The organism is Williamsia muralis (assembly GCF_051487485.1).
Lineage (GTDB): Bacteria > Actinomycetota > Actinomycetes > Mycobacteriales > Mycobacteriaceae > Williamsia > Williamsia muralis_B.
Genome location: NZ_JAHVCV010000011.1, coordinates 151,821 through 161,267, shown reverse-complemented (window position 1 = coordinate 161,267; position 9,447 = coordinate 151,821). Strand labels below are relative to the sequence as shown.

The 9,447-nt window shown below is 64.8% G+C and carries 7 protein-coding genes; all 7 read right to left on the bottom strand.

The features are described from left to right. Positions 1 to 203: 203 nt before the first annotated feature. Positions 204 to 1,097: a MucR family transcriptional regulator gene (locus KXR83_RS24330; RefSeq protein ID WP_437427054.1), complete on the bottom strand. Its 894-nt coding sequence runs from the start codon at positions 1,095 to 1,097 to the stop codon at positions 204 to 206. 426 nt (positions 1,098 to 1,523) lie between these two features. Next, positions 1,524 to 2,072: an RNA polymerase sigma factor gene (locus KXR83_RS24325; RefSeq protein ID WP_116916771.1), complete on the bottom strand. Its 549-nt coding sequence runs from the start codon at positions 2,070 to 2,072 to the stop codon at positions 1,524 to 1,526. 82 nt (positions 2,073 to 2,154) lie between these two features. Further along, entirely contained in the window at positions 2,155 to 2,529 is a 375-nt protein-coding gene (locus tag KXR83_RS24320; RefSeq protein ID WP_051406454.1) for a hypothetical protein, read from the bottom strand. A gap of 131 nt (positions 2,530 to 2,660) precedes the next feature. After that, positions 2,661 to 3,422 carry a hypothetical protein gene (locus tag KXR83_RS24315; RefSeq protein WP_023957065.1) on the bottom strand — a complete coding sequence of 254 codons (762 nt, stop codon included), beginning with the start codon at positions 3,420 to 3,422 and terminating at the stop codon, positions 2,661 to 2,663. 634 nt (positions 3,423 to 4,056) lie between these two features. Then, entirely contained in the window at positions 4,057 to 5,811 is a 1,755-nt protein-coding gene (locus KXR83_RS24310; protein WP_023957063.1) for an Hsp70 family protein, read from the bottom strand. A 113-nt stretch (positions 5,812 to 5,924) separates the two neighbouring features. Then, positions 5,925 to 7,340, bottom strand: coding sequence for a GTPase (locus tag KXR83_RS24305; protein ID WP_023957061.1), 1,416 nt, complete (start codon positions 7,338 to 7,340; stop codon positions 5,925 to 5,927). Further along, the gene (locus tag KXR83_RS24300) at positions 7,337 to 9,193 is read right to left on the bottom strand and encodes a dynamin family protein (protein WP_116916770.1); all 1,857 of its coding nucleotides are present in this window, start codon (positions 9,191 to 9,193) and stop codon (positions 7,337 to 7,339) included. Before KXR83_RS24300 ends, KXR83_RS24305 begins: the two co-directional genes overlap by 4 nt. Positions 9,194 to 9,447: the final 254 nt, after the last annotated feature.

Here is a 9,447-nt window from a genome sequence, read left to right as displayed (position 1 = left end):
CCGCACCAGCTCAGCTGCCGCCGCCTCCTCGGCCGACGGTGGTGTCGATTTCTTCTTCGTCACATCATCTAGTGTCGTCATCACGGCACCCTTCCCGCTGAGCATTCACCCAGCGTGTCGGGCCAAAACACCGATTAAGAAACAGTCCCGGCGAGAGGCTTGATTTGAGGTCTCTACGCGGCACCGGGGTCGACGTCGGCAGTTTAAAGGGCGCAGGGCGGCGAACCCCGGACTTTGCGCTGCGGTGACGATCGTGGTGATAGCCCCTGAGCTGCTTTGATTCGTTCGGTGGCCCCGGTGCGATGGGCGCGGTCGGCGTAGGTTGCGTGGGTGTTGCTGGCGATTAGCCCCACTGAGCGGTCGATGCCGTGGGTCGTTTTGTAGTCCTCGGTGGTGAGGTCGTGGGTGGCGAGATGGCTGGCGGTGAGTTGGCGCATTCGAGCGCCGCATTCATGGCAGGCGACCGTCTCGCCGTCGTCGTCGAGGATCCCGTATAGGCCGTGGCCAGACCTGGTGGCGATGGGAGGAGTTGTCGTGGCGATCGTGCGCTTGCGTGCGCGTGTATGTACGGGGCACAGCCCGGTGTGCCACGGCCGGTTTGCGCAGTCGGGTACTGCGCAACGCACGAGTCGGCGTGGGTCGGTCGGATCGGTAACGGAGGCTAAGTGGTTGAGAACTTCGGTGGCCGAGATAACTCCGGTGCACGCGTCGGCGATCTCGTCGAGAACTGCGCGGACGGCGACCTGTAGTTGCTGCGCCGAAAGTCTCTGATTCCATCGGTCTGATAGCAGCGCGCTGCTTGCCTGATTTCTGTCGAGCCCGGCTTGAACGGCGAACTCCACCAGCATTTGTCGGATATCGATGTGGCGGACAGAGTGACGGGCTGCGGCGTTTGCGACGGTGTCGAGGAGGGTGTCGTGCTCGATCCCCGCCGAGAGGCAAGTGTGTAGTGCTGCGGCCACGTATTCCAGATCGGGCGGGTTTTGGCGGCTGTTGATGAGGCCGGCGATCGCAGCTGGAATCGTTTGTACGGGTAAGCCATTAACTAGGGCATTGTGGTGCCAGTCCAAATGATGGGTGGACTCGATCACCAGCACTCCGTTGTGACTTTTGCGGGCCTGTTTGGACATGAGGAGCTCGGGTCGGGTCTGCTGGGCTGCGGCGATGCCCAGCACGGTTAGGGCGGTGGAGTGTGCGACCACTGCATCGGGCCGGGACTGTCTGCGACGGTCGCGTGCCCACTGGGTGGGGCCAAGTGCTAGCCACCCGGCGCGGGCCATAATCACCGGATCATCATGGGGGTGGGTATCTCGGGCCCCGTCGTGGGCGAGGTACACCCCGCGCAGCACGGTGGTCAGTGTCCCGCGGTGGTGAAATTGGGCGATGTCCTGGCGATTGATCCCGAGGCGATGGCACTGTCCGGTGGTAATCAACGCCCACTGGTCTTGCGAGGCCTCACACAGCGCGCGGAATTTGACCTCTCGAGGATTCATCGCGTTGCGCTCGCCGCCGTCAGGAATCTGTTACCGGTCGGACGTGGCCGCGAGCTGTGCCAGTAGTTGGGTGCGGGCTCGGTTGAGCCGGGATTTGACGGTCGCGATACCGATGCCTTGGTGTTCGGCGATGTCGACGTAGCTCAGGTCGCCGAACTCGCGCAGCACCAACGCGGCCCGAAAGTCCTCAGGTAGAGCGGCGAGGGCGACGCGAAGTGCGTCGCGGTTAGCGATGTTGTCATCGAACCGCGGGGCTCCGGTGTCGTCGATGAGGGTGGGTTGGTCGGGGTCGTTGAAGTCGACGAGCTGGGTTTGCGCTTTGCGTCGGCGCACGATCATCAGTGAACTGTTGGCGGCGATGCGGTGGATCCAGGTGCCGAAGCGGGCTTCGCCACGGAAGCGGTCGAGGTTTTGCCACGCCGAGACCAGGGTGTCTTGGAGGGCGTCTTCGGCTTCTTGGTGATCGCCGACGATGTGCAGACACACTCCCCAGATTCGTCGGCGGTAGAGCCCGACTAGCTCGGCGAATGCGTGCTCGTCACCCCCGCGCGCCTGCATAAGCAGCACTGATTCATCCACTTGAGTCCCCCGACTTCCCACCCGATCAACTGCGGCGATGGTAGCGACACCCCCCTGCGCGCCGCGGTGTGGGTGCGTGTTTCTACAGATCGATCGCGTCGGTGTCCGCCGCGTTGTGGTGGTGTTGTCCGGCGTCTCCGAGCGAATTGTGGTCTAGCACGGGTAGATCGGCGTCGTCACTCTCAGCCGCACTGTCGAGGTCAGTGTCATGGGATTGGTCGGTGTTTGGGTTGCTACCGGGCTGGTCCTCGGCAACGACCTCGACGGCGAAAGCCTCTTCGTCGTCGGGCACCACGGGTTGATCGTCCATGATCGGGACAGTATCGGCACCGGAGGACCGGGTTGCTGGGTCGAGTGCTGCCGTAATCGCAGCGTCCCAGACGGCGTCGGGAGCGTCGAGGAGTTTGTCATCGGGGCTTAGGCCCAGCGACGCCAGGATCGACTCGTCCTCGGCCATCACGTGCTCCTCATCTATGCATGCCGTGCGGTGGGTGTGCGGCAGGGCGTTAGATGCTGACTGCGCCGGAAATGTTCCCGCCACTGTAAGAGTTTGTCATCCGGACTGCTGGGCCCTGGCCGTGCCCGCGGTTAGCTGTTGATGTCGTCAGCGGCGGTGTCGGGTGCGGGGGCGGCGTAGTCGGCGATGTCGCCCAGGTCGGTGTCGCTGGTCACGGTATCCGCGACACCGTCGAGGTCCTCATCGGAGGCGGAGACGTCGAGCTGTCCATCACCGTCGGTGTCGACGAGCATGTCGTTGGTGACACTGTCGCCGTCGGTGTCGCGGACCACGGTGTCAGCTTGTCCGTTTTGGTCGGTGTCGTACATTGCTACGTCCGGGCTACCGTCTCCGTCGGTGTCGATGAGGGCTTCGACCACCGCACCGTCTTCGATGACCTCGGTGCGGGTTAGATCCCCGTCGGCGTTCAGGTAGGCCGCTTGGTTGACGTAGCCGTCGTCGTCGGTGTCCGTAGCCACGCGCACCGATCCGTCCGCATCCGGGCGCAAGGCCGTCTCGTAGGTGTCGTTGCCGTCGCGGTCCTCCTCGAGCAGGGTGACGTTGCCGTCGGTGTCGACGTGAGCGATCTGGGAGATACCTTCCTCGCTGACAGCGTGGATGACATCGACCAGGCCATCACCATCGACATCGCGGGGCGAAAAATATCCGGCCTGACCGGGTACCGGCTCGGTCGCGACGTCGGCCGGCGGAACAGCCCCGTTGGCCGGGGTGTCGGTGGGGGTGGGCGCGGGAGTCGGTGTCGGGGCGGTGGGTTCGGTACCCGGAGCGCTGGCCGGCACGTACGTGGCAGTTGCGGGGTCGCCGGTCACAGTTGGCTGGCTGGAGTTCGACATGGTGGGCCCTTTCATCAGATGGCCGAGCGGCTCTCGGGGTTGCTGGAGTCTTTGATGCACTGGCCGGCAACAAATGTTCCGGCGCAGTGCGAACAGACAATTGCGTTCGAGAAATGCAGTCAGGCCTCTACCCCCATGGGTGTGGGTGCGGCCCTATGGGATGGTGATGGTGGTGCCCGGCTCACCCCTCGCCAGCGAGCACCAGAGTCCCCGCCGGGAGAGCGAGGAAAGCTCTCGGAGTACTGCTACGTGCCCCGACGTTGGTGCACTCCGAGTGGTAGGGGCCGGTGCCGGGTAGGGTGCCAGCTCGCCGCAAGCGTTGAGTTCTTTGACGTGCTGCTCGGCTTCGAACTGTTTGCGGGCCCACTGCTCTTGGTAGATCAATTGGGGTGGTTTGACCGTCGAGTTGGGATCCGTAGGTGAAAGTTTCGGCTGAGGCGGAGGCAGCACCGGCCCCTACCATCGAGATTGCGACGGCCGCGCCGACAGCGAACACAACTGGCGACAATTCGTTTCATCAATTCTCTTCTGTGCGGTAAACACTTTCCACAGAAATAGTTTCCCGAAATCGATTTGGGGCGCAACAGTGCTCGATGCAGCCACTGCGTCAGGTGTTCGGCGAAATCGGTGAGGGTTAGTTGATGAGTCCGGTGCGGGTGAGGAAGGTCTTGCCGCCGTCGATGCCCAGCAGTGACGTCATCGACACTCGAACCCCGGTGGTGTTGTTGGCGTAAGTTAGGTGTGACCTTCCGCTTGTCTGGGGTGCTGTAATTGACGCGGCGGCAGTACGATTCGTGTTCTCGACCAATTCGCCTTTGTCGTCGCTCCCGAAACCGTCGCGGAGGCCCAGGACGTCCTGTGCGGCCTCGTTCTTATCGATGCTGACGAAGATGCCAGGGTCGGTCGCGACCCCGGCGATGGCTGGGCTGCCATCTTTGAAGGTGCATTGCAGCTCGAGACCGTTATTCTTGGTCGTTCCGTTCGAGCGGCATCGTTCCAAGTCGTCGGCGATCGCGGCGGGAAGTCCGGCGAAGACTTGTTCCCGGGTGGTGGCCACCGTGATCGTCGTGGCCGGTGTTTGACCAGGACCGGAGGGCTCAGGGTTCGCGGTGTCGGTGGGGGAGTTGCCATTTCGGGTCGTAAGGACGACGGTCAAGACCGCGGCGAGCAGCAGGGCTGCGGCCGTGCCCATCGCCGCACGGACAGCTCTCCGCCTGCCAGGTCGAGTGGGCTCGGCGGATGCGGTTGCCTGGGGAGGCAGAAGGTCGGTGGCGGTGGGGATCACCGACTGCATTTGGGTGTCAGCGTACTGCGCGGTGGCAGAAAACGCTGTCAACGCGCCCTGTGCAACCACGGTTTTCGGGTCATCCAGGGTAGCGATCGGACCGAGTTGGGCGAGTTTGTGATGCACCAACGGGATACGTGAGGTGCCGCCAGTCAGATACAGGGCCGATAGTTGTCCGGGAGCTAGCCCTGCGTCGGCCAGGGTCGCGCGGGTGAGCTCCACCGCCCGATCCAGGCCACGGTCGATCATTTCGTCAAACTCGTCGCGGGTGATCTGCAGAGTGTCGTGAAACCCGCCGCCAGCCACGGTGATGTTGGCCGAGGGGGCTTCGGACAACAGCTCCTTAGCTTTGCGGATCGAGTCGTCAAGGTTCTGGCGCACCCCGACCGGTGCCTGGCGCAGATACGCCAGCAGCGCGGGGTTGCTCGATTGAAGTTGATTTTCGACCCAACGACGGATCATGGCGTCGAAGTTCTTGCCACCCAAACCGTTATCGCCGCGGGCGGCCAAAACATCGAAGGTCCCGTTACCGGTCGCGGCCAACACGGCGATGTCGAGGGTGCCGCCACCGAAGTCAAACACCGCGATCTTCGCACCAGGATCGACCGCGTGGCTGCGGCTGTAATGCTGGGCCGCGGCGCGGGGTTCGGAGATTGTGCTGATCCGTGCGGGGTCGGCGCCGGCGTACACCGCGCCATCACGCAGCACCTGGATTTGGGTGGGGGACCACGCTTCGGGGTGGGTCAGCACAAGATGGGCCGGGGGCTGGCCGGCGTGTGCAGCCCCGGCGCGGGCCAGGACACTACGCAGTACCGCCCCGACCAGGGCATAGGCAGGCAGGCTGTAGGCGTTGACCTCGATCATCGACGGGCCACCGATCAACCGTTTCGGGGACGGCACGAACGAGGCCGGGTTGCGCTCTGCACTGTTGATCGCCACATCACCGACCGCGATCCGGTCGGGGGTGTCGACGAACACTGCCGAGGACATCACGTTGCTCGTATGTGAGAGTGCCAACGTCTCCACCGCACCACTGGTGGCACCCGAGTGCGCCGCCGCAGTGTTGGAGGTGCCGAAATCGATACCGAGCAGCCAGTCAGTCATCCGGGTGTCCTTCTCCGCTCACAAGAACCCCACCGAGGGGGCGGGCCGCAGTCTTGGATGCGCCACCCCAGTAAGAAGTTCCCGCCACGGGTGAACCTCACGGCGCTGGGTGCTCACTGCGCCAGGTCGGTGTAGGTGGCGATCAACGTGATCAGGGCGGCGTCTTCGGCCGAGGTCATCGTCGAGAGCGCTTGGGCGTGGGCGTCGGCGAGCTTGCTCCGGGCAACAGCCCGGACTTGCTCGGCAGAGGCGTTCGGCGGCATACCCAGGCGGGCCGCCGGGGTGGTGCCCTGTAGGAGTCGGCGGAGCTCACCGACGAGCGGGGAGGTGGGGTCGGCCTCGAGCATTCGGTGCAGGTCGCCGAACAAGGCGACCGGGCGCAAGGCGGGGTGGGTGCGGGCCTGGTGGGCGATTGCCCGGATATGGTCGCGGGCGGGGTGGGTGTAGGCGAGTTGATCGAACTGCCCGAGGATCCGGGCGGCTCGTTGCAGGCCGGCGAATTGCGCCAATGAGTTGTGCAGCACCTGGGACAGTGCCGCGATGCCGGAGCGTTTGGTGAGCCAGTGGTTCAGTGGGGCGGCGCCCTGTGCGGCGAGGGTGCGGCCGTTGCTCAGTCCGTACTCGCCCACCAGATCTAGCAGCCGATCGCGCACCGGTGGGGTCAGCGGTGCGGGGTGGTCGGCTTCGAGGAGTTCGATCAGCTCCAACGGCCCGAACCTGGTCAGGGCGGCGATCGATTGGGCGTCGGTTTCGGTGAGTGACCCGGTGCGGCTGGTCTGGGCCATCAGCCCGGAGATCGGGATGACGGTGGTCACGGTGTCGGCGAGCTGACGGGCCAGGACGGCGGCATGGTCGGCGGCGTGGGCGAGCGGATCACGCCGACCCAACGCCCCTTCCCCGAACCCATCGGCCCGTGACAACACCCCGAGGGTGTTGAGGGGGGTGAAGCCAAGTTGTTTGAGGAAGGACACCTCATCGACTCTCGGGGTGGAGTCGAACAAGAACACCGCCGCATCGGCATCGACGGAGGCGGTGCGGGTTTGCTCGAACCCATCGATCAACACCCGCCGGGTCGCGGCCTCGTTTTGGGTGGTCAGCGTGGCCAGGCCGGGGGTGTCAATCAAAGTGAGATCCCGAATTGCGGCCGAGGGCAGCCACCGGTGCAAATAAGCTATCTGCTCGGCCGGCACCGGCAGGTCGCTGACCTGACCGCGACCAACCGCGACGGGGTGGCGGTGCCCGTCCAGGTCGACGACCTCGGCGCGTGAGGGTGCACCGTCTTGGTAGACCGCGACCACTCGAGTGGCTTCCAAAGCGGCGGTTTCGGCGACCGGCGCCCCGATCAGAGCGTTGACCAGAGTGGATTTACCGGCTTTGAGGCGGCCGACGATGACCACCCGGGGCGGGGACCACAAGATGCTGCCGATCCGATTGGCTTCGGCAACAAGGTTTCCGCCCAACCCGGCCAGGGCATGCAAACCCTGATCGAGGACCGCAACAATCGGATCCGGACCCCCAGGAGCACTCATGCGGGTTCACCACCAAAACCAGCCGGTGTGGATGGGCCGGTGAGGCAGGCCAGGAGGGTGTCGGCTTCGGCGATGCGTTTGTCGACGATCGCCGCGTTCTGGGTGAGGCGTTGAACGTTCTTCTCACGGGTGGCCGCGTCGGCGGTCGCGGCGTGTTGGGTGGTGGTGATCTGCTGCTGTAGCTGCTCGATGCTGACACGTAGGTGTTCGCGGTAGCGCAGCACGATCTCGGGGCGGGCCTGGGCCATCGCCTGATCAAGCAATCGGGTGGTGGCGATCTTGGTGGTGCCCAACGTTTCCCGCAGCCAAATCAAAAGGTTCGTCTTCCCCGACCGCATCGCCCGAAACCCCAGGTTGACGCCCACCCACACGGTGCCCACGACCGCCCCGACCCCGATCACCGTGGACAAGCCAATCATCCCTCCGATCACCGACGACCCCATTACGCCCATGGTCAGCATCGACGGATCAAACAGCCCTTGGCGTTTCGATGCGACCTGATGGGCCTCGATTCGCCGATCCGATAACGCGTCGAGGATTTGATCGCGGATCTCGCCCCACACGATGGGCGAGTCCAGCCGGGGTGCGACCACCTCGTCGTGGAGAGCGGTGAGGTACCCGGCCAGGGTGTCGGCCATGGCCAGTTGAAGGTCGGTGAGCATGTCGGCGGCGAATTTTTGCGGATGCCGCCGCAGCACCTCCATGCCCTGCTTATTGATGCGGGTGGTCCAGCGGTCGCGGATCTCATCGAGCCGCCGGTCCAAGTCTTCTATGGCGCGGCCGCGTATCATCGTCAGATCCCGCGTCAGATACTGCTCCCACTGGCGCTGATGGTCTTTGAGCTCACCCAACCGGTCGAGTTCAGCGGTCAGGTCCGGAACACTCGCCCCCCGCCCTTCGACGACAGCGAGCTCGGCGGTGATCTGAGCGTGGACGGTGCGCAAACCTTCGACGGTGGTGCGCAGCGCATCGCGGGCCGGGAGATGCGCGGCCACGTGGAGCCGTGCTCTTATCTCGGTACGCAAGGCGGTAATGCCGCACAAATGTTCGGTGTGCTCACGCTGTGGGCCGGGCGGCATCTCGGCGGCGATGACCGCCCGCACACTGGAGACCCCCAGCACCGTGACCTCGCGGTGCAAATGTTCACGCAGCAGCCGCTGGTTATCGGCGACGACGGCCTTCCACCGGCGAATGTTCTTGTCGGTCTTGGTCACTGCCACGATCAGGGCGTCGACCGACGACCCCGCGTCTTTGATGAATGCCATCTCCGGAGCCGTCAACGGAGTGGAAGCATCGCACACCATCACTACCACGCACGCCTGCCGGGCGGAGGACACCGCCAGCTGCGCCGACGCCGGATCCAACCCCCCGACACCGGGGGTGTCAACGACGGTGACCTCGCCCAAGGCGCTGCCGGTGATCGGCAGAACCGCCCGCGTCGGCAACGACTCGACCTGCGGATCGACCACGTGCCGGCCATCGACCGTGGCCCAGTCGACTAGCTCTGCCGCATTCACCTGGCGGGTGTGGTCGGCAAACAACAGGTGCACCTGCCCTGGTGGATTCTCAGCGGTTGACGGAGTCACGGCGACGGGGATGGTGGAGGTGACATCAACGCCCACTGGCGTTAAATCCCGGCGCCCCACCAACGCGTTGACCAGCGAACTCTTGCCGCGTTTGACCTCACCGACCACCACCACCGACCGCACCTGCCGATCGTCGGACAGTTTTCGTTCGGCCAGCTCAGCGATCGCATCCAGTTTGTAGGCGCGCAGCACCTTGGCTGCCGCGGCAATGAACTCGGCAGGGGGGCGGTGGGTCGGTGCCTCAGACGGCGTTGCTGCCCTACTCATAAGCGTCCCCCATGCTTCCCGTTCGGGTCCCCACCAGAACGTCGCCGGCCCCGCGGCGGCAACGGTGGAACCCTAACGCAGCCCGACGGTGGTCCCCGCCAGCGCAGTGGTCCCGCCTTAGAGGGCAGAAAGTCACAGCCCGACCCGGTCGTCGGTGACGTGGCTCACCGCAAGGTGGGGAACCTTTCGGCCACGTCGGTGCATCAGATACCTCGACGCCCTGGCATGACCGGGCTTTGCATGACCCCGAAAGG

Excerpts from the sequence above, each read along its gene's own strand:
- KXR83_RS24320 (WP_051406454.1), bottom strand. The coding sequence starts at position 2,529 with ATGGCCGAGGACGAGTCGATCCTGGCGTCGCTGGGCCTAAGCCCCGAT.
- KXR83_RS24315 (WP_023957065.1), bottom strand. The coding sequence starts at position 3,422 with ATGTCGAACTCCAGCCAGCCAACTGTGACCGGCGACCCCGCAACTGCC.
- KXR83_RS24310 (WP_023957063.1), bottom strand. The coding sequence starts at position 5,811 with ATGACTGACTGGCTGCTCGGTATCGATTTCGGCACCTCCAACACTGCG.
- KXR83_RS24305 (WP_023957061.1), bottom strand. The coding sequence starts at position 7,340 with ATGAGTGCTCCTGGGGGTCCGGATCCGATTGTTGCGGTCCTCGATCAG.
- KXR83_RS24300 (WP_116916770.1), bottom strand. The coding sequence starts at position 9,193 with ATGAGTAGGGCAGCAACGCCGTCTGAGGCACCGACCCACCGCCCCCCT.